This window comes from Acinetobacter sp. 826659 (assembly GCF_000588515.1).
Lineage (GTDB): Bacteria > Pseudomonadota > Gammaproteobacteria > Pseudomonadales > Moraxellaceae > Acinetobacter > Acinetobacter pittii.
The window spans coordinates 1-21,079 of sequence record NZ_JFYD01000011.1; the positions used below are offsets into that span (position 1 = coordinate 1).

12 protein-coding genes, 2 tRNA genes and 3 rRNA genes are annotated in these 21,079 nt (G+C 41.4%); 3 read left to right on the forward strand and 14 right to left on the reverse strand.

What is annotated here, in order from left to right:
• The 6 genes from rrf to tyrS all read right to left on the reverse strand — a co-directional run.
• Window positions 1-94: ribosomal RNA gene (gene rrf, locus J663_RS17525) — 5S ribosomal RNA — on the reverse strand; the annotation flags it as partial.
• A 186-nt stretch (window positions 95-280) separates the two neighbouring features.
• Window positions 281-3,171, reverse strand: a 23S ribosomal RNA gene (locus tag J663_RS17530).
• Window positions 3,172-3,523: 352 nt separating this feature from the next.
• A tRNA-Ala gene (locus J663_RS17535) sits at window positions 3,524-3,599 on the reverse strand.
• 55 nt (window positions 3,600-3,654) lie between these two features.
• Window positions 3,655-3,731: transfer RNA gene (locus tag J663_RS17540), tRNA-Ile, on the reverse strand.
• 59 nt (window positions 3,732-3,790) lie between these two features.
• Window positions 3,791-5,328 (reverse strand): 16S ribosomal RNA (locus J663_RS17545).
• An 876-nt stretch (window positions 5,329-6,204) separates the two neighbouring features.
• Window positions 6,205-7,437 (reverse strand): tyrosine--tRNA ligase, encoded by a 1,233-nt coding sequence (gene tyrS, locus J663_RS17550; protein WP_017481201.1) that lies wholly within the window; start codon window positions 7,435-7,437, stop codon window positions 6,205-6,207.
• Between the two features lie 61 nt (window positions 7,438-7,498).
• On the opposite strand from tyrS, the gene J663_RS17555 reads away from it, so the two are divergent.
• The gene (locus tag J663_RS17555; RefSeq protein ID WP_032049030.1) at window positions 7,499-8,626 is read left to right on the forward strand and encodes an anhydro-N-acetylmuramic acid kinase; all 1,128 of its coding nucleotides are present in this window, start codon (window positions 7,499-7,501) and stop codon (window positions 8,624-8,626) included.
• A gap of 126 nt (window positions 8,627-8,752) precedes the next feature.
• Window positions 8,753-9,595 (forward strand): alpha/beta fold hydrolase, encoded by an 843-nt coding sequence (locus J663_RS17560; protein ID WP_033851298.1) that lies wholly within the window; start codon window positions 8,753-8,755, stop codon window positions 9,593-9,595.
• Window positions 9,596-9,655: 60 nt separating this feature from the next.
• On the opposite strand, the gene erpA is transcribed toward J663_RS17560, so the two are convergent.
• The 4 genes from erpA to J663_RS17580 all read right to left on the reverse strand — a co-directional run bounded on the left by erpA (window position 9,656) and on the right by J663_RS17580 (window position 13,739).
• Window positions 9,656-9,991: an iron-sulfur cluster insertion protein ErpA gene (erpA, locus tag J663_RS17565; RefSeq protein WP_002115421.1), complete on the reverse strand. Its 336-nt coding sequence runs from the start codon at window positions 9,989-9,991 to the stop codon at window positions 9,656-9,658.
• Between the two features lie 124 nt (window positions 9,992-10,115).
• Entirely contained in the window at window positions 10,116-11,120 is a 1,005-nt protein-coding gene (locus tag J663_RS17570; protein ID WP_031949370.1) for a putative solute-binding protein, read from the reverse strand.
• 351 nt (window positions 11,121-11,471) lie between these two features.
• Complete coding sequence (locus J663_RS19355) at window positions 11,472-12,479, reverse strand: putative solute-binding protein (RefSeq protein WP_002115480.1); 1,008 nt, start codon at window positions 12,477-12,479, stop codon at window positions 11,472-11,474.
• 255 nt (window positions 12,480-12,734) lie between these two features.
• Window positions 12,735-13,739, reverse strand: a complete 1,005-nt coding sequence (locus J663_RS17580) for a putative solute-binding protein (RefSeq protein ID WP_033851300.1) — start codon at window positions 13,737-13,739, stop codon at window positions 12,735-12,737.
• 253 nt (window positions 13,740-13,992) lie between these two features.
• On the opposite strand from J663_RS17580, the gene J663_RS17585 reads away from it, so the two are divergent.
• Window positions 13,993-15,921, forward strand: coding sequence for an ATP-binding cassette domain-containing protein (locus tag J663_RS17585; RefSeq protein ID WP_005804875.1), 1,929 nt, complete (start codon window positions 13,993-13,995; stop codon window positions 15,919-15,921).
• Window positions 15,922-15,971: 50 nt separating this feature from the next.
• Here the strand turns inward: J663_RS17585 and J663_RS17590 are convergent, their stop codons facing one another.
• The 4 genes from J663_RS17590 to recF form a co-directional block, all read right to left on the reverse strand.
• Window positions 15,972-16,898, reverse strand: a complete 927-nt coding sequence (locus tag J663_RS17590; RefSeq protein WP_033851301.1) for a hypothetical protein — start codon at window positions 16,896-16,898, stop codon at window positions 15,972-15,974.
• A 135-nt stretch (window positions 16,899-17,033) separates the two neighbouring features.
• The gene (cybC, locus tag J663_RS17595) at window positions 17,034-17,426 is read right to left on the reverse strand and encodes a cytochrome b562 (protein ID WP_033851303.1); all 393 of its coding nucleotides are present in this window, start codon (window positions 17,424-17,426) and stop codon (window positions 17,034-17,036) included.
• A gap of 35 nt (window positions 17,427-17,461) precedes the next feature.
• On the reverse strand, window positions 17,462-19,930 hold the full coding sequence (gene gyrB / locus J663_RS17600) for a DNA topoisomerase (ATP-hydrolyzing) subunit B (RefSeq protein ID WP_002115497.1): 2,469 nt from the start codon (window positions 19,928-19,930) through the stop codon (window positions 17,462-17,464).
• 52 nt (window positions 19,931-19,982) lie between these two features.
• Window positions 19,983-21,065 (reverse strand): DNA replication/repair protein RecF, encoded by a 1,083-nt coding sequence (gene recF / locus J663_RS17605; RefSeq protein WP_033851305.1) that lies wholly within the window; start codon window positions 21,063-21,065, stop codon window positions 19,983-19,985.
• Window positions 21,066-21,079: the final 14 nt, after the last annotated feature.

Sequence of the window (21,079 nt, forward strand, 5' to 3'; positions counted from 1 at the left end):
ACATGGGTAACCCCACACTACCATCAGCGCTAAGAGGTTTCACTTCTGAGTTCGGGAAGGGATCAGGTGGTTCACTCTTGCTATGGTCGCCAGCACAACTGTTTATGGATACTTGCTTCGTTTTATTCACTGTGTGATACGTTGCGTTTTCCAAATCTTTACAGATGGGCTGATTGGTCTGATTTTCGTTGTTCATTTTAGCTAAGTGTTTAACTAAATCAAGTTGCTTTGCATATTTATGAATTGATTGATGCTTCATATACAACTGCTTGGGTGTTGTATAGTCAAGCCTCACGAGCAATTAGTATTGGTCAGCTTCACATATCACTATGCTTCCACATCCAACCTATCAACGTCCTAGTCTCGAACGGCTCTTTAGAGGAATAAATTCCTAGGGAAATCTTATCTTGAGGTAGGCTTCCCGCTTAGATGCTTTCAGCGGTTATCCCTTCCGAACATAGCTACCCGGCGATGCGACTGGCGTCACAACCGGTACACCAGAGGTTCGTCCACTCTGGTCCTCTCGTACTAGGAGCAGATCCTCTCAAATTTCCAGCGCCCACGGTAGATAGGGACCGAACTGTCTCACGACGTTCTAAACCCAGCTCGCGTACCTCTTTAAATGGCGAACAGCCATACCCTTGGGACCTGCTTCAGCCCCAGGATGAGATGAGCCGACATCGAGGTGCCAAACACCGCCGTCGATATGAACTCTTGGGCGGTATCAGCCTGTTATCCCCAGAGTACCTTTTATCCGTTGAGCGATGGCCCTTCCATACAGAACCACCGGATCACTAAGACCTACTTTCGTACCTGCTCGACTTGTGGGTCTCGCAGTTAAGCGCGCTTTTGCCTTTATACTCTACGCGTGATTTCCGACCACGCTGAGCGCACCTTCGTACTCCTCCGTTACTCTTTAGGAGGAGACCGCCCCAGTCAAACTACCCACCAGACACGGTCCTCGTCCCGGATAACGGGACAGAGTTAGAACCTCAACATTACCAGGGTGGTATTTCAAGGACGGCTCCATTGGAACTAGCGTTCCAACTTCAAAGCCTCCCACCTATCCTACACAAGTAAGGTCAAAGTTCAGTGTCAAGCTGCAGTAAAGGTTCACGGGGTCTTTCCGTCTAGCCGCGGGTACACTGCATCTTCACAGCGATTTCGATTTCACTGAGCCTCTGCTGGAGACAGCGCCGCCATCATTATGCCATTCGTGCAGGTCGGAACTTACCCGACAAGGAATTTCGCTACCTTAGGACCGTTATAGTTACGGCCGCCGTTTACTGGGGCTTCGATCAAGAGCTTCGCTTACGCTAACCCCATCAATTAACCTTCCAGCACCGGGCAGGCATCACACCCTATACGTCCACTTTCGTGTTTGCAGAGTGCTATGTTTTTAATAAACAGTTGCAGCGGCCTGGTTTCTGCGGCTGTCGTCAGCTCAGGAAGCAAGTTCCATCACCAACAACAGCGTACCTTCTCCCGAAGTTACGGTACCATTTTGCCTAGTTCCTTCAGCAGAGTTCTCTCAAGCGCCTTGGTCTACTCGACCTGACCACCTGTGTCGGTTTCGGGTACGATTCCTGTGTAACTGAAGCTTAGAGACTTTTCCTGGAAGCATGGTATCAGCCACTTCGCTGTACAAGTACAGCTTGCTATCGGATCTCAGTATAGAGTACCCCGGATTTGCCTAAGATACATACCTACATCCTTCCACCTGGACAACCAACGCCAGGCTGACTTAACCTTCTCCGTCCTCTCATCGCATTACACAGAAGTATTGGAATATTAACCAATTTCCCATCGACTACGCCTTTCGGCCTCGCCTTAGGGGTCGACTCACCCAGCCCCGATTAACGTTGGACTGGAACCCTTGGTCTTTCGGCGAACGGGTTTTTCACCCGTTTTGTCGTTACTCACGTCAGCATTCGCACTTCTGATACCTCCAGCATACTTCTCAATACACCTTCATCGGCTTACAGAACGCTCCCCTACCACTTGACTAATGTCAAATCCGCAGCTTCGGCACATAGTTTTAGCCCCGTTACATCTTCCGCGCAGGCCGACTCGACTAGTGAGCTATTACGCTTTCTTTAAAGGGTGGCTGCTTCTAAGCCAACCTCCTAGCTGTCTATGCCTTCCCACATCGTTTCCCACTTAACTATGATTTTGGGGCCTTAGCTGGCGGTCTGGATTGTTTTCCTCTTGACTACGGACGTTAGCACCCGCAGTCTGTCTCCCGGATAGTACTCATAGGTATTCGGAGTTTGCATCGGTTTGGTAAGTCGGGATGACCCCCTAGCCGAAACAGTGCTCTACCCCCTATGGTATTCGTCCGAGGCGCTACCTAAATAGCTTTCGGGGAGAACCAGCTATCACCAGGCTTGATTAGCCTTTCACCCCTATCCACAAGTCATCCCCTGGCTTTTCAACGACAGTGGGTTCGGTCCTCCAGTTAGTGTTACCCAACCTTCAACCTGCTCATGGATAGATCGCCTGGTTTCGGGTCTATACCCAGCAACTAAACGCCCTATTAAGACTCGGTTTCCCTACGGCTCCCCTATACGGTTAACCTTGCTACTGAATATAAGTCGCTGACCCATTATACAAAAGGTACGCAGTCACACCACGAAGGTGCTCCCACTGCTTGTATGCATGCGGTTTCAGGATCTATTTCACTCCCCTCACAGGGGTTCTTTTCGCCTTTCCCTCACGGTACTGGTTCACTATCGGTCAGTCAGGAGTATTTAGCCTTGGAGGATGGTCCCCCCATATTCAGACAAGGTTTCACGTGCCTCGCCCTACTCGTCATCATTATGTGTGCCCTTTCGTGTACGGGAATATCACCCTCTACGTTCGCACTTCCCAGAGCGTTCCACTAAAACACACATAACTTAATGGGCTGATCCCCGTTCGCTCGCCGCTACTGAGGGAATCTCAATTGATTTCTTTTCCTAAGGGTACTGAGATGTTTCACTTCCCCTCGTTCGCCTTGCAACACTATGTATTCATGTTGCAATACCTACCTTAAAGTAGGTGGGTTCCCCCATTCAGAAATCTCCGGATCAAAGGATATTTGCCGCCTCCCCGGAGCTTTTCGCAGGCTATCACGTCTTTCATCGCCTCTGACTGCCAAGGCATCCACCACATGCACTTAATTACTTGACTATACAACCCCAAACAGTCGTCAACACCTACAAGTGAGTGTTGTCCGTGCGATTCTTCATCGCTACTATCTGTTGTCTGTGTACTTAAACACTGTACAGCTTCAATCTAAATTCATATACCAAAACGCTTGATTCAGTTAATTTGCTAGTTCTCAATTCATCTAGATTAATTGCTTAATCTAAACTCTTGAGTGAACAATTTATTTCAGACTCAATTTTGCCAATCTGTTAATGAATAAACACGCCTTCGTCAGGTCATGCTTAATACCGTGATACTTAAATCACAGAAGTTAATAAACCAAGACCGAAATCTCTATTTACTAATTTCTGTAATCCGAACTTCTCTTAAGTTCTGGTGGAGACTAGGAGAGTCGAACTCCTGACCTCCTGCGTGCAAAGCAGGCGCTCTACCAACTAAGCTAAGTCCCCAGCTTACATCATCAGTCATGTATCTTTTATCTATAACTTCAACCAGTCAAAGTCATGGTGGGTCTGACAAGACTTGAACTTGTGACCCCACGCTTATCAAGCGTGTGCTCTAACCAACTGAGCTACAGACCCTCAGATACATCTATGAAGAACAACTTGTTGTGGATTCTTACCAATCGTCAATCTTTCGTTAAGGAGGTGATCCAGCCGCAGGTTCCCCTACGGCTACCTTGTTACGACTTCACCCCAGTCATCGGCCACACCGTGGTAACCGCCCTCTTTGCAGTTAGGCTAGCTACTTCTGGTGCAACAAACTCCCATGGTGTGACGGGCGGTGTGTACAAGGCCCGGGAACGTATTCACCGCGGCATTCTGATCCGCGATTACTAGCGATTCCGACTTCATGGAGTCGAGTTGCAGACTCCAATCCGGACTACGATCGGCTTTTTGAGATTAGCATCCTATCGCTAGGTAGCAACCCTTTGTACCGACCATTGTAGCACGTGTGTAGCCCTGGCCGTAAGGGCCATGATGACTTGACGTCGTCCCCGCCTTCCTCCAGTTTGTCACTGGCAGTATCCTTAAAGTTCCCGACATTACTCGCTGGCAAATAAGGAAAAGGGTTGCGCTCGTTGCGGGACTTAACCCAACATCTCACGACACGAGCTGACGACAGCCATGCAGCACCTGTATGTAAGTTCCCGAAGGCACCAATCCATCTCTGGAAAGTTCTTACTATGTCAAGGCCAGGTAAGGTTCTTCGCGTTGCATCGAATTAAACCACATGCTCCACCGCTTGTGCGGGCCCCCGTCAATTCATTTGAGTTTTAGTCTTGCGACCGTACTCCCCAGGCGGTCTACTTATCGCGTTAGCTGCGCCACTAAAGCCTCAAAGGCCCCAACGGCTAGTAGACATCGTTTACGGCATGGACTACCAGGGTATCTAATCCTGTTTGCTCCCCATGCTTTCGCACCTCAGCGTCAGTGTTAGGCCAGATGGCTGCCTTCGCCATCGGTATTCCTCCAGATCTCTACGCATTTCACCGCTACACCTGGAATTCTACCATCCTCTCCCACACTCTAGCTAACCAGTATCGAATGCAATTCCCAAGTTAAGCTCGGGGATTTCACATTTGACTTAATTAGCCGCCTACGCGCGCTTTACGCCCAGTAAATCCGATTAACGCTTGCACCCTCTGTATTACCGCGGCTGCTGGCACAGAGTTAGCCGGTGCTTATTCTGCGAGTAACGTCCACTATCTCTAGGTATTAACTAAAGTAGCCTCCTCCTCGCTTAAAGTGCTTTACAACCATAAGGCCTTCTTCACACACGCGGCATGGCTGGATCAGGCTTGCGCCCATTGTCCAATATTCCCCACTGCTGCCTCCCGTAGGAGTCTGGGCCGTGTCTCAGTCCCAGTGTGGCGGATCATCCTCTCAGACCCGCTACAGATCGTCGCCTTGGTAGGCCTTTACCCCACCAACTAGCTAATCCGACTTAGGCTCATCTATTAGCGCAAGGTCCGAAGATCCCCTGCTTTCTCCCGTAGGACGTATGCGGTATTAGCATTCCTTTCGAAATGTTGTCCCCCACTAATAGGCAGATTCCTAAGCATTACTCACCCGTCCGCCGCTAAGATCAGTAGCAAGCTACCTCTCTCCGCTCGACTTGCATGTGTTAAGCCTGCCGCCAGCGTTCAATCTGAGCCATGATCAAACTCTTCAGTTAAAATCATTTTGCACCTTATTTAAAGACAAGGTGCCAATTCTGGCTCATCAATTACTGACTTAAATTTCGCTCAAATAAACTTCGAGTAATTTAAACCAATCAATCAATGAAAATTATTTCGATTAATCAATCAGTAAAAATCCACACAAGTTGTTCTTCAATTCTCTTAATGATCTTCTTCCTGGTTCGTCACCAGCAAGCTAGGTCGGCTATATTACTCTTAATCTCTTAAAAGTCAACAGGTAATTTCGATATTTTTAAAACTCATCTCTCAAACCAACTTACCATCAAATTCATCACTTAAAGTAATCAACTTAATCACAAGTAACTGTTTTTCAACAAGTTTCTATCTACATCACCGCCGATGGATGTGCATTATAGATGATTAAGATCCCTTTGCAAGGGGTATTTCAGCCTTTTTCACTTGAGTGCCGTTTTTTTCTACTATTTTGCGAAAAAAGTGATATATATGGCTTTTTTTTAGGCATCTTCACTGCCTTTTATTAGTTTTATATTTAAGAATTTGGGACATTTTTAATTTCCTATGTCTTTAATAGAGTTTATAGACATATATACTCCCTTAAGTCCAAAGATTCCAAAGATTCCAAAGATTCCAAAGATTCCAAAGATTCCAAAGATTCCAAAGATTCCAAAGATTCCAAAGATTCCAAAGATTCCAAAGATTCCAAAGATTCCAAAGACAGACTAGAGCAAATACTCTATTTATTGATTAATACTTTCTATTCTTTACTTATTCTATTTTTCTACTTATTAAGTTAATTACAAATTGTTCCACGTGGAACGCTTAATTGTTTTTGTGATCAGAAATAAAAAAAGCAGGATTACTCCTGCTTTTTACTCTATAACTTTATTTTATTAGTCAGTGAAAATTACACGTGCAATTGCTTTTTTACCTGATTGAATAATAAAGCTTCCTTTTTCTTTTACAGAGAAGCTTGCATCAACGGCATTCCAGTCAACTTTTACCGCACCACGAGCAACCGCATCTTTTGCCGCAGCTGCATTTGGGTTTAGCCCCGCTACACGTAAAATCGTAGCAATAAAGATTTCTCCTCCAAACTCACCAAGTGAAATAGTCACTTCTGGTGTGTCTTCAGGTACTTCACCTTCTGTAATACGGTTACCAGCACTCTTATGGGCATTAGCAGCAGCTTCTGCATCATGGAAGCGTTCAACTAACTCAAGTGCAAGGATGCGTTTTACTTCTTGTGGATTACGACCAGCAGCAATTTCATCTAATAGAGCTTTGATCTCATCAAGAGATTTGAAGCTTAATAAATCGAAATAGCGTTCAATTAAAGAGTCTGGCATTGATAAAACTTTTTGGTACATGGCCCCTGGTGTATCAAATACACCAATATAGTTACCTAAAGATTTAGACATTTTATTTACGCCATCTAGACCTTCTAGAATCGGCACAGTGATACACACTTGAGATTCTTGGCCATAACGGCTTTGTAAAGTACGACCCATAAGTAAGTTAAAGGTTTGGTCTGTACCGCCTAACTCAACATCAGCTTCAAGCGCAATTGAGTCATAGCCTTGAACTAAAGGATATAAAAACTCATGAATTGCAATCGGCTGGTGGTTGCTATAACGCTTTGTAAAGTCATCACGCTCTAACATACGTGATACGGTTTGCTGACTTGCTAATTGGATAAGGTCAGCAGCAGACTTTTGATTAAACCATTCTGAGTTAAAACGTACTTTTGTTTTATTCGGATCTAATATCTTGAAAACTTGTTCTTGATAAGTTTTAGCATTGGCTTCTACTTGTTCACGTGACAACGGCGGACGAGTTGCGCTTTTACCAGTTGGGTCACCAATCATCGCTGTATAGTCACCAATTAAGAAGGTAACTTCATGGCCCAAGTCTTGGAAAGTTTTTAGTTTATTAATAAGAACCGTATGTCCTAAATGTAAATCTGGTGCTGTAGGGTCAAAACCAGCTTTAATTTTAAGAGGACGATTCTCTTTAAGCTTTTTCAGTAAATCTTCTTCTGAAATAATTTCGTGCGTGCCTCGTTGGATGAGGGCAAGCTGTTCTTCGGCGGGCAAGAAATTTGACATCACAAAACCTAAACACATCAGTTATTCAATTTGTGCGATATACTAACATTTTTTCAGCGTCTTGCAGGGGAAGTTGCATATGAGCGCAATCTATATCGGCGTAATGACTGGCACTAGTATGGATGGTGTGGATATTGTAGCGGCTTCATTTGAGCCACTACAGCTTCATGCCACTCTTACAGTTCCATTCGAACCCGAGTTACGTGATGAGCTTATGGCATTAACTTTACCTGATGACAATGAAATTGACCGCATGGGTAAAGCTGATGTTGCTCTAGCCCAAATGATTGGTCATGGGATTAATACTCTGATTGAAAAGCATCAATTAGACCGTAGCCAAATTAAAGCAATTGGGTCGCATGGGCAAACCATTCGTCACCGTCCAGAACATGGCTTTACGCTACAAATTGGCGATCCCAACATCATTACTGAAATCACTCAGATTCCGGTTGTTTCAGATTTCCGTCGTAGAGATATGGCAGCAGGTGGTCAAGGCGCGCCATTAGTTCCGGCTTTCCATCAAGCATTATTTCAACATCCAAGTATTCATCGTGTAATTTTGAATTTGGGTGGTATAGCTAATGTGAGTATGCTGCCTGCCAATAACAGTGACGGCGTATTTGGTTTTGATACAGGTCCTGCAAATATTTTGATGGATGCTTGGTGCCATCGCCATACAGGTCATCCATATGATGAAAATGGTGACTGGGCAGCTTATGGTCATCCTATCCGCTCTTTACTCGACCGTCTCCATGCCCACGAGTATTTTTCTAAAGAACCACCTAAGAGCACAGGACGTGAAGACTTTAATATTGATTGGTTAGATGATCAGTTAATCGATTGGCGAAATGATTTAACTTATGATGAGTTAGAAGATACCCCTGAAAATATCCAAGCCACCTTATTAAAGCTTACGGTACGTGCTATTCAAAAAGCGATTTATCGTTCTGAGATGGAAACAGGTGAAGTATATGTCTGTGGTGGTGGTGCTTATAACTCTTATTTGTTAGAACAATTACGTTGGCGTTTACGTAAACATAATTGGTCTGTTCAACCTACCGATGTGTTAGGACTTTCCCCTACTTGGGTCGAGGCTACAGAATTTGCATGGTTAGCAATGCGCTTTGTAGATGGTTTAAGTGGTAATTTACCAGCAGTAACAGGTGCTTCGGATTTCAGAATCCTAGGCACGATCACGGCGGTATAAAACTATTTGTTGATTGATTGGCTAGATTCGACCTCATAGCACATTTACTGACCCGAAATGCTGTTATTTAAATGAGCATAAAAACTCATGATAAATGCCGATAAAAATAATTTAAGGCATGTTTGTATGGATCTAACTAAACGTATTCATCAATACACACGTGGGGCTTGGACATTCGATGTGATTGATTCAGGCCCTATAGATGGTCCTCTCGTTGTTTTATTGCATGGTTTTCCAGAAACTGCTCATAGTTGGGAGCAGACTTCGGAATTATTGCATGAGTATCAATTTAGAACACTTGCGATTCATCAACGTGGTTATAGTTTAAATGCTAGACCTCAAAGCCGATTTCAATATCCCTTGAGTGAACTTGTAGAAGACGTAGCAAGTTTAATTAAACAGCTTGGCCAGCCAGTTTATTTAATGGGGCACGACTGGGGCTCGGCAATCGCTTCGGGCGTTGCTATAAAGTATCCACAATATATTCAACATCTCACTTTAGTTTCTGTGCCCCACCAAGCTGCATTTTTAAAAGCTTTTTTAAGCAGTAGACAACTTTTTAAATCTTATTATTTTGCAATTTTTCAGTTACCGATTCTGCCCGAACTTTTATTTAAAAAGATACCTAAATTGGGTCGTAGGTTTCTAAAGTCATCAGGCATGACTGAACAGCAAATTGCGATATTTGAGGCTGAGTTTATAAAGGAAAATAGATTAACCACGGCGTTGAATTGGTATCGTGGCTTTTTTTGGGACAAACCTCAAAATCCATTTAAAGTTATAGATGTTCCAACTCTTTTTATTTGGGGTAAACATGATATTGCCGTTACAGAAAAAAGCGCCGAGCTAAACTCACATTATTTTAAAAATAGTTATGAATCAATTTTTATGGATGCATCACATTGGATTCCCTATCAGAATGCACCTGAACTCGTGCAATATTTTTTAGAATCTGTCGGTAAAAAATAATGATTTGATCAATAAAAAAACCTCTCAAAATAGAGAGGTTTTTTAAATTTTAAAATTCTATTAAATCGAGAATGAAGAACCACAACCACATGTTGTTGTTGCATTCGGGTTTTGTACGATAAAACGCGAACCTTCAAGACCTTCTACATAGTCAACTACTGAACCAATTAGGTATTGGTAGCTAAGTGAGTCAACCAGCATTTTTACATCGCCATTTACAAATTCTGCATCATCTTCATTTACGCTTTCAGCAAAATTAAAGCCATACGAAAACCCTGAACACCCGCCTCCTGTTACATATACACGTAACATGAGATCGTCATTCCCTTCACTATCACGGAGTTGGCGTACCTTATTGGCAGCATTATCTGTCAAAACTAGAGCTTGGGCATTCATGATGATTGTTCCTCGGATTTTGCTGTGCCTTTCAAAATAAAAAAGACCCTATATTGAGTATAGCATAATCAATATAGGGTCTGTCTTCGAAGTTTAAAGCGAATCTTGAGTATTTTTATCAAGATTATTTGTAATTCTCATCTTGTAAGCCACATTCGAAGTTTTTAGCATCTTGCTTACAACGGAATTGCCATAGTAGTTTCATCATGCGTTTATCATACACACCGCGTTGTGTAAGGTTAATTCGAGATTCACGCATAAGCTTTTGGTAACCCGGTTTATCGGCTGCTGGAACATCCATCCAGTATTTTTGTGGAATATCCGCTTTCATTTTACCCAAGATCGTAAAAGCACGTGGTAGCTGACCTGAAACCCACTCTCTAGATTTCTGTCCAAAACCAGCTGGGAACTTATCAGGTCGGATAATAATATTTCCTGTGACCTGTAAGATTGGATAATTCACGATCGCACCTTTTGTACCTAAACCTTTTTGTAGTTCCAAAGGTTTAAATGCTGCTGCTGGCGCACCAATAATATCAACTTGATGGTTATTAAATTTCGCACCGAAATTTGTTACGTCAGCACTAACCGCCTGTGCCCCGACCTGCTGAACCATAATTTTTTGTGCTTCATCATAATCAAGCACAGCAATTTTCTTACCTGCAGCTTTCGCTACTGTATTTATGCTACGGTCATTTACCAAAAGGTAAGCATCACCAACCGGAATAACACCGACAACCTCATAGCGACCATTAACCATATATTTACTAAAAGTCGGACTCGCTAAACCTTGCATCACTTTTACAGCAAGCTTGAGATCAGGAATGGCCCCAATTGCATCTAATGATCCAGTAAATGAGTTAAATTGGCGACCACGCATCCCTGACACGCTAATACCATCACATTTACCCGCTTTAAAATCTTCAGCAATCACGGCTTCATTCTGGTTTACTTTAAGCTCGATATCAGCTCCCCAGTTTTTAGCGGCAAGTTGATAATCCTTCATCAGCGCATAAACGTCGCCATTTTTTCCAACGAAGTCAAAAACACATACTGTTTGTTTAGCCTGAGCTGCAAAAGAAACTGTGGTAAGTCCCATCGCAAGTAATAGCGTTTTGGAAAATTGCATATTCTTTTTCCTTTCCTTGTGGAGTTTTTGTTTTTCGATACCAAGAAATTTCACACCATCAGGTATGAATCGGATAGGCTTCACATAAAAATCATGTTGGAATATTTTTATAGACCGTTTTTGCTTTTATGATTTTATTTCCATGAAAAATAGATAGCGATTAACCTACCTATTAGCAATTATTTTAATCACTCAAGTCCTTGATCCATTTTTATACCTTCATGTTTCCTTATGAAGTTTTTATCTAAATTTAGCTTAACGTCTTTCTATTTATCCACAATGGCAGAACTGACAGCGCATATAAAACAAAAAGCCTAGAACTCAGTCTAGGCTTTCTGAAAGAAATTAGTATTATTCACCAGGCATTGAACATTCAAAGTTAGCCTTGTCTACAGAACAACGTGCTTTTTTGAGTACAGACATCATTCCAGCATCGTAAACACCGCGTTTAGTTAAGTCCATACGGCCATCACGCAACATTTTTTGATACTTAAGTTTGTCTTCTGCACTTAAGTTCATTTTGTATTTGCCAGGAATTTGCGCTTCTAAACGGTTGATCATTGCAAAGCTCTTAGGTAACTGTTTAACAAACCAGTCACGAGATTTTTGGCCAAAACCAGCTGGGAATTTATCAGAACGTAATACTAGATCTGCTGTAACGTGTAATACAGGGAAGTTCCACATTACACCGTTTGCGCCTAAACCTTTATTTAACTCTAATGGTTTGTAAGCATAAGCAGGTGCACCTACCATATCTACCTGACCATTGTTAAATTTAGCAGCAAAGTTTGAGATATCAGAAAGAACTGCTTGAGCTCCTACACGTTGCACCATAATTTTTTGTGCATCGTCATAGCCAAGTACAGCGAATTTTTTACCCGCAGCTTTTTCAACAGAGTTGATGTTTTTGTCGCGTACGAAAATGAATGCTGAACCTAGCGGAGAAATACCAGCAACTTCGTATTTTTTACCACCCATATTCGTGGTCATTTTTGCTGCATTACGCGCATCTAATACATAAGTAATTGCACGTTGAGCGATTTGGTTGTTTGGAACACCACCGAGTGAGTCGATAGATCCTGCAAATTTATTATATTGGCGTGCACGCATTGCTGTCATTGCTACAGCATCACATTTACCTGCTTTAAAATCATTATCAGCAACAGCCTCGTCCTGACGAGGAACTAAGTTAATTTCAGTACCCCAGCCTTTTGCAGCAAGAGCCCATTCTTCCATCATTTTATATGAGTCGCCTGCTTTTCCTAAGAGGTCGAATACACATACGGTACTCGCTGCTTGCGCTGAAGCAGAAAAACCAACAACAGAAGCGGCAGCCATAGCAAGTACGATTTTTTTCATTTTCTTCATCCTTCCACGGAACAGATTTTTTGTTTGAAGTTTCCTTTCAAACACAGATATTAATCATGTTTTTTAGAAAAAAATAGAGCTTTTACTCAAATATTTTTATCTCATTGAACCATTGTTTGTTGGTTTTAAATTATTTATTAAAAGGAAAAATCGCTAATTTTCCGTAAGTTACTTTTTATATTCACAATTTTCATACCCATATTCAGCTTTGAAATATATGTAGCGTTTTTGTGTTTAAAAAATAAACTACTCTCCATTAAGCGTACATTCAAAATTTGTCCGTTCAACTGTACAGCGGGCGCGCTTTAGCACACTCATCATTGTTGCATCGTATACACCTTGTTTTGTTAAGCTGAGGCGACCTTCACGTAAAATTTTTTGATATTTAGTTTTGTCTTCTGCTGAAAAATTAATTTTAATTTTTGAGGGTACGCTCATTTCTAGCCGTTTTATCATGGCAAAATTCTGAGGTAATTTTTGTATAAACCAAGCACGTGACTTTATACCGAAATCTGTGGGGAACTTATCACTTCGGGCAATTAAATCACCCGTAACGTTAACTACGGGGAAAGTAAACATTGCCCCTTTCACGCCAACCCCTTTACCAATCTCTAAAGGTTTATAAGCATAGGCTGGTGCCGCAATTGCATCGACTTGGCCACTATTAAACTTTTTCACAAAATCGGTAATTTCTGAAGGAATGGGCTTAGCGCCAACGCTTTCCACCATAATTTTTTGTGCTGCGTCATATTGCAAAATAGCAAATCTAGTCCCACGTACTTTTTCAATTGAGTTGAGATTTTTATCCTTCACAAATAAATAAGCTAATCCAATCTGGACAATACCAACGACCTCGTAATTGGTTCCATTTTGTGCAGTCACCATGCGATGTTTATTACGCTTATCTAAAACATAACTAATAGCTTTTTGAGCAATTGCATTACTGGTTACCCCTCCAATAGCATCAATCGAACCTGCAAATTTATTGTAATTTCGCGCTCGCATGGAGGTCATATAAGCGGCGTCACACTTACCTTCACGCAGTCTACGGTCAACTAAGCCTTCATCTTGAAATGGAATTAAAGTGATATCTGCTTGCCATTCTTTCGCTGCAAGCGCCCACTCTTCCATCATTTTATAGGACTCACCTGACTTTCCTAATAAATCAAACACACAGACATTTTGTCCTGCATGTACTGTCCCCACAGCACAGCAAAATGCTGCACCAATTATCCCCAATCTTTTTTTCATTTGACTTTCCTTAGTCTAGTTTTATTAGTAGCTCATTAATCAACCAAATTTTAAACTGTTTTTATTTTAGCCATATTTTTTTAAAAGTATTCTATCTTATTCAATATTTTGAAAATTTCGGATGAATAGCGAAATTTAGAATATCTTGATATATCTAATTATTAATACCTGCTCACTAAAATCCGGAAAGTTTTGTTTTCATCGGCAGTTCTCTTTAAAATACAGCATCCCTAACTCACCTCGATACAATAAGATGATTCAATTTGACCAAGTTTCTTTACGCCGCGGTGGACGTGTTCTATTTCAAAAAGCGTCTATGCAATTACACCCAGGTTGGAAGATTGGTCTAACTGGTGTAAATGGCGCAGGTAAATCGACCTTATTTGCTGCATTACTTGGAAGTTTAGGTGCAGATGAAGGTTCACTTACTCGTCCGACAGGCTGGACCGTGGCGCATATGGCGCAAGAAGTAAAAGCCCTAGATATGCCTGCAATTGATTTTGTTCTTTCAGGTGATGAAGAGTTTTGGGATATTCAAAATAAGCTTGCTCAACCAGATCAACTGACTGATTTTGAATTGGCTAAATTGCATGGCCGTTTTGATGAAATCCATGGTTATTCAGCGCCCTCTAAAGCTGCGCAGCTCATGGCAGGCCTTGGCTTTCTAGAAAATCAATTACGTTTGAATGTTGAGAGCTTCTCGGGGGGATGGCGTATGCGTTTAAATTTAGCGCGTACCCTCATGAGTCGTTCTGACCTACTCTTACTGGATGAGCCAACAAACCACTTAGATTTGGATGCAATTCTGTGGTTAGAAGATTGGCTTAAAGCCTATGAAGGTACACTCATTCTAATTTCGCATGACCGCGACTTTTTAGATGCGATTACAGATCATATTCTTCACATTGAAAATCAAGAACTCACGCTTTACACCGGAAACTACTCTACATTTGAAACTACACGTAGTGAACGTCTTGCCCAGCAACAACAAGCTTTTGAAAAGCAGCAAGAAACACGTGCTCACTTACAAAAGTTTATTGATCGTTTTAAAGCAAAAGCGACTAAAGCTCGTCAGGCACAAAGTCGTATTAAACAACTTGAGCGCATGCAGCAACTTGCACCAGCCCATGTAGATACGCCGTTTACATTTAGTTTCCGTGAACCGACTAAAATGAGTTCACCATTGCTGACTTTAGATAATGCCAGCATTGGTTATGGCGATAAGCAAATAGCCGAAAAAATTAGATTACAAATTACACCAAACTCACGTATTGGTTTACTGGGTATGAACGGCGCAGGTAAGTCAACACTGATTAAAAGCTTGGTTGGTGATTTACCACTTTTGGCAGGTGAACGTAAAGCTTCCGAGCTGCTTAATATTGGTTACTTTGCGCAGCACCAGATGGATGCTTTAGATGGTCACGCTAGTCCAATGCTACAGCTTGCGCGTATAGCAGATAAACAAATTAGTGAAGCCACTCTACGTTCATTCTTAGGTAGTTTTGGTTTTAGCGGTGAACGCATGGATACACCATGTGAAAGCTTTTCTGGTGGAGAACGTGCTCGTTTAGCCCTAGCACTCATTGTATGGCAGCGTCCAAATGTTTTAATTCTCGATGAACCGACGAACCATTTAGATCTTGATATGCGTCATGCACTGAGCATGGCATTACAAGATTTTGAAGGTGCCGTTGTTCTGGTTTCCCACGAACGTCAACTTATTGCAAGTGTATGTGATGAGCTTCTTTTAGTACACGGCGGTAAATGTACTGAGTTCGAGGGTGATTTACAGGACTATGCTAAATGGCTACGTGAAGCACGTCAGCAGCAAATCAATGCTCAGACTGCCGTCGCACAGAACAACTCTTCCTCTGCCGCTCCAGCGCCTGCTAAAGTTGATAAAGAAGCACAGCGTAAAGAAGCAGCTCGCCGTCGTGAACAGACTCGACCTATTCGTAAAAATATTGAAAAGGTTGAATCACAAATTGAAAAGCTACAACCACAGCTCGCCAAAATTGAAGAATCCTTAGCAGACACATCTTTATATGAGGCTGCACGTAAGGATGATCTACTCAAACTTATGAATGAGCAGACAGAGCTGAAAGCTAAACTTGAGCAACACGAAGAGCAGCTTTTGGAACTTATGATGGAGTTAGAAGAAATGGAAGCTTCTTTTGATTAATCCATTTTCTAAAATAAAAAAGCCGATTTCTTAATCGGCTTTTTTATTTGTTAATAAGGCGTATAAAAAGCCCCTAATTCATTTAAATTGGTATTGATCGGTAAAGGCCAAACATTGCTTGATAGACTGTCAGCAATATATAAATCGTATCCGCCTCGACTTCCTGTTTGTCCTGCAAGAGACACCACCATGTAACGCTGATCTAAAGGAGCTGGGTCGGAAGTATCATAATTGGTGTTGTTAAATGGCAAACGTGTAGTTTGTTTATTAGCCATATCATAAATATAGATCTGGTCATGAGGATTTGTTGGGCTATACCAGCGCACATATAAGAACCGACTTCCTTGCCACCATACTGGATAATATGAAGCGATATTGGTCAGTTGTGTATCATAAGCACCCGACTGATCAATACTAAAAATTCTAGAATTATTTCCAGCACCTTTTGCATACAAAATTTGAGTGGTATTCACCATCGAATAAGGCATCGATTCTTCTATATCCCAACCATTTTGAGTCACAGAAGTCATCGTACGATCCGTCATTTTAACGATTTTTAGATCGCCATTTTGTTTAAAAATAATACGCTGGTTATCTATAAATTTAGGGTCTTCATCGCGCTTATTATTGCCCTGAGTTAGGTTAATGGGTAACTCAGTGCTTCCGACTTTCCAAACATACACATCCCATGCATCGCCATAATGCTGTCCAGAATTCACTCCCATAAACGTTAACCATTTTCCATCTGGAGAGAAATGGCTATTCATCATATGGTCAATTTTCCAATTTGCGCCGAGTAATGTGGTCTGCTGTGTTGTGAAGTTATAAAGATAAAGCTTACTGTCCCATGCCTCATAATCACTATAACGATGAAATACTAATTTTCCATAAAAGGTGGGGGCTATCGCAGCATGCAGTTGAAATAAACAATTAAAAAATATGATTCCAATGCATAAGAGTTTTTGTATTTTTTTCATAATTATATTTCCTATTGTTATTAGTAAGTACCGCATAGAGAATATAACTTCGAATAGTTTACTTGTTAAACAAAATACTTTTTTCGGATACAAAAAAGGGCTAATGATGATTAGCCCGTTACCATAAAAAATCAATTATCTAAATTTTTTATGATTTTCATTTCGTATTTTGACTAAATTAATTGCTTCAGTTTTGGCTTGATCTAATTGTCCTTGCTCAACTAAAACAGTTACTTTATCAATTTCGGCAACAAGCTGATCTAAACCAGCTTGGTACTCTTTTACCTTTACATTTTCTGATGGCAAACCTTCGAGTTTATGCGGCAAATATTGCTTAGAAGAAACTGCTGCTTCACGCATTACAACAAGCTGTTTTTTTGCGTTATCAGCATCTTTCGCTTCAGCAAATGCTTTAGTACTCTTAGCTAAAGTTTTCATATTCGTTTCTAGGTCTGCCGCCCAAACAGCAGAACTTCCTAAAAACACACATGAAATTAATAGGCTAGCTAATAATTTCTGATTCATCATTCTCTCCCTAGACTGATTTAGAATCATGTTATGAATTAAGCATCAATATCCGCATTTAAAGCATTCTCTTCAATGAATGCACGACGTGGTTCAACATCATCACCCATTAAGCAAGAGAACATACGATCTGCTTCAATCGCATCATCAATTGTCACCTGCAACATATTACGGTTTTCAGGGTCCATTGTTGTTTCCCACAACTGTTCAGCATTCATCTCTCCAAGACCTTTATAGCGTTGGATCATCATACCGCGGCGTGAATCTTGTAAAATATGTTGCCAAACTTGATGGAAGTTAGCCACTTGAATACGGCGATCACCTTTTTGTAAAAAAGCACCGTCTTCAAGTAAAGTGAACCAACTCTTCGAGTTTTTGAGTAAACGTGCATATTCAGCAGAATTCAGTAAAGCTGCATCAAGCAAATACGCATGCGGCAGATTATGAACATAGACAGTAATACGCGGCCAATAATGCGCAGATTTTTCACCTTGAGCATTTTCACGTTCAAATGCCTCTAGAGAGATTTCTGGACGTAAACTTGGCTGTAATCTGGTAATGATATCGCGCACCTGATCAGCCCATTGTTGTACATAAGCTTCATCATGGTTTTGATCACTCTTGAATGCTTCTACTTCAAGTAAAGCATCCAGTAAGCTAGCTGGATAACGTAAAGTTAAGCGCTGTAAGCTCTTTTGTGAAACTTGATAGTCTTGAATCACTTTCGCCAGTGCTTCACCAGTAATTGCAGGTGCTTCAGCATTGGTATGTAGAGATAGCTCATCAATTGCATTTGAGATGAGATAAGTTTCCAACGCATCATTATCTTTGATGTATTGTTCTTGCTTACCTTTCTTCAATTTATACAAAGGTGGCTGAGCAATATAAATATGCCCACGCTCAACCAATTCTGGCATTTGACGGAAGAAGAAAGTTAACAACAAGGTACGGATGTGCGAACCATCGACGTCGGCATCGGTCATGATAATGATTTTATGATAGCGAAGCTTATCAGGGTTATATTCTTCACGACCAATACCACAGCCAAGTGCAGTGATTAAAGTACCCACTTCCTGACTAGAAATCATTTTGTCAAAGCGTGCACGTTCAACGTTCAGGATTTTACCTTTCAACGGTAAAATAGCCTGCATTTTACGATTACGACCTTGTTTAGCACTACCACCAGCAGAGTCACCCTCGACTAGATATAATTCAGAAAGTGCTGGGTCTTTTTCCTGACAATCTGCCAATTTACCTGGTAAACCTGCAATATCAAGTGCACTTTTACGACGTGTCATTTCACGCGCCTTACGTGCAGCATCACGTGCACGCGCAGCATCAATAATTTTACCGGCAATTGATTTTGCAGCTTGCGGGTTTTCAAGTAAGTAAGCAGAGAACTCTTTGTTCATTGCTTGCTCAACCGCTGGTTTTACTTCACTCGATACTAGTTTTTCTTTAGTTTGAGAAGAGAATTTCGGATCAGGTACTTTTACCGAAATAATCGCGGTTAAACCCTCTCGTGCATCATCGCCTGTCACATTGACTTTTTCTTTCTTGAGAATATTTTCATTTTCAAGATATTGGTTAAGACCACGCGTTAAAGCCGCACGGAAACCTGCTAAATGAGTACCGCCATCCTTTTGAGGAATATTGTTGGTAAAACAACGCACGTTTTCTTGATAACTTTCATTCCACTGCAATGCAACTTCTACACCGATACCGTTTTCTGTATCCGCGGTGAAATGGAAAATCTCGTTTAGATGAGTTTTACCTTCGTTAATGTATTTTACAAACTCAGATAAACCACCTTCGTAGTCATATACATGCTCAAGGTTAATACGTTCATCACGTAAAACAATACGCACGCCCGCGTTTAAAAATGAAAGCTCACGTAAACGACGCGCTAAAATTTCAACGTTAAAAATAGTTTGACTAAAAGTTAGTTCACTTGGCCAAAAACGTACAGTTGTACCACTGCTATCCGTTTCACCAATCACACGTAATGGATATTGCGGATCACCGTGGTGATACTCTTGTTCATGCACTTGGCCAGCGCGATTAATAATTAAATGCAATTTACTTGAAAGCGCATTTACAACTGAAACGCCTACGCCGTGCAAACCACCTGAAACTTTATAGCTGTTATCGTCAAACTTACCGCCTGCGTGCAAGATCGTAAGAATTACTTCCGCTGCAGACACCCCTTCTTCAGGGTGGATATCGGTTGGAATACCACGGCCATTATCAGAAACACTTACCGATTCATCTTCGTGAATCGTGACAATAATTTCGTCACAATGCCCAGCTAAAGCTTCATCGATTGCGTTATCGACAACCTCGAATACCATATGGTGTAAACCGGTACCGTCGTCTGTATCCCCAATATACATACCCGGACGTTTACGAACTGCATCTAATCCACGTAATACTTTAATACTAGAGGAATCATAAGCCTTTTCATTGGTTTGTTCTGTTTGAGAGGCTGATTGAGACTCTGAACTCATGGTTTCTCCCTAGCAAATATAGGTTTATTCAAAGATGGGTAACATCAAAAAATTATGGTGAAGCAAGACTAACTTGACCGGATTCAACATTGAATAATTGATATGAAATAGACAGATCATGTAAGTGTTTTTTTACCGATGCATGATCTAAAGTTGTCATAAAAACCTGGCTACCAAGTTGGCTTAATCGTTCAATTAAACGTTGTTGTGCGGTTAAGTCTAATTCTGCTGTCAGATCATCTAATAATACCACAGTTTCCTTATTACTCGCATGTAACATTGCAATTTGTGACAGTTTTAAGGCAATAATCAAGAGTTTTTTCTGACCTCTTGATAAAACTACATCAGCATGTCCAAACGGAGTTTTTAAGCGCAAATCTGCACGATGTGGGCCATATTCAGTATAGCGTCGTTCGATGTCTTTTTGGTGTTGATTCAGAAAGTCTTGCATGAGTCCCTGCTCTGTATGAAAACCGGGACTATATTCCAGTTCAATCTCTAGATCAGGTAGCAATTGACTTAAATCATTTTGAAAAAAGACATTCCATTGTTCCACAATACTTAAACGCTGAGAGTGTAAAATTTCACCATAATCACTCAACATTTTATTCCACGGCTCTAAATCCGCTAGAGAAATATTCCGTCTGGTTTTAAGTAAAGTATTACGCTGCTTTAATGCACGAGAATAATATTGCCAAGCAAAATAAAACTCAGGTTCCACGTGGAACATCAGCCAATCTAAAAGCTGGCGCCGAGGTTTCGCCCCATGGTCAATAATATCTGTACTTTGTGGATCAATATGCTGCAAAGGAAGCAGTTTAGCGAGTTGTCCTTGTGTAGCCACTGTATCGCCATTGACCTTCATTAACTGCTCACCAGAGGCCAACTTTTGCATGCCAATTTTTTCAGTTGCAGATTGCGCGAAAACAATCGCATCTTCAGCAGAGTATTGAATATAATTTTTAGGTATGTGGGTGCGGAACGACCGCCCTGTTGCAAGCAAATGGATTGCTTCCAGTATTGAAGTTTTTCCTGAACCGTTAGCGCCATAAAATACATTAAACGGTTGCAACCCTTGGAGTGCAACCGTTTTTAAATTACGCACACGTTCAATATTTAAACGCGTAAGATGCATATTAGATAGCCAGA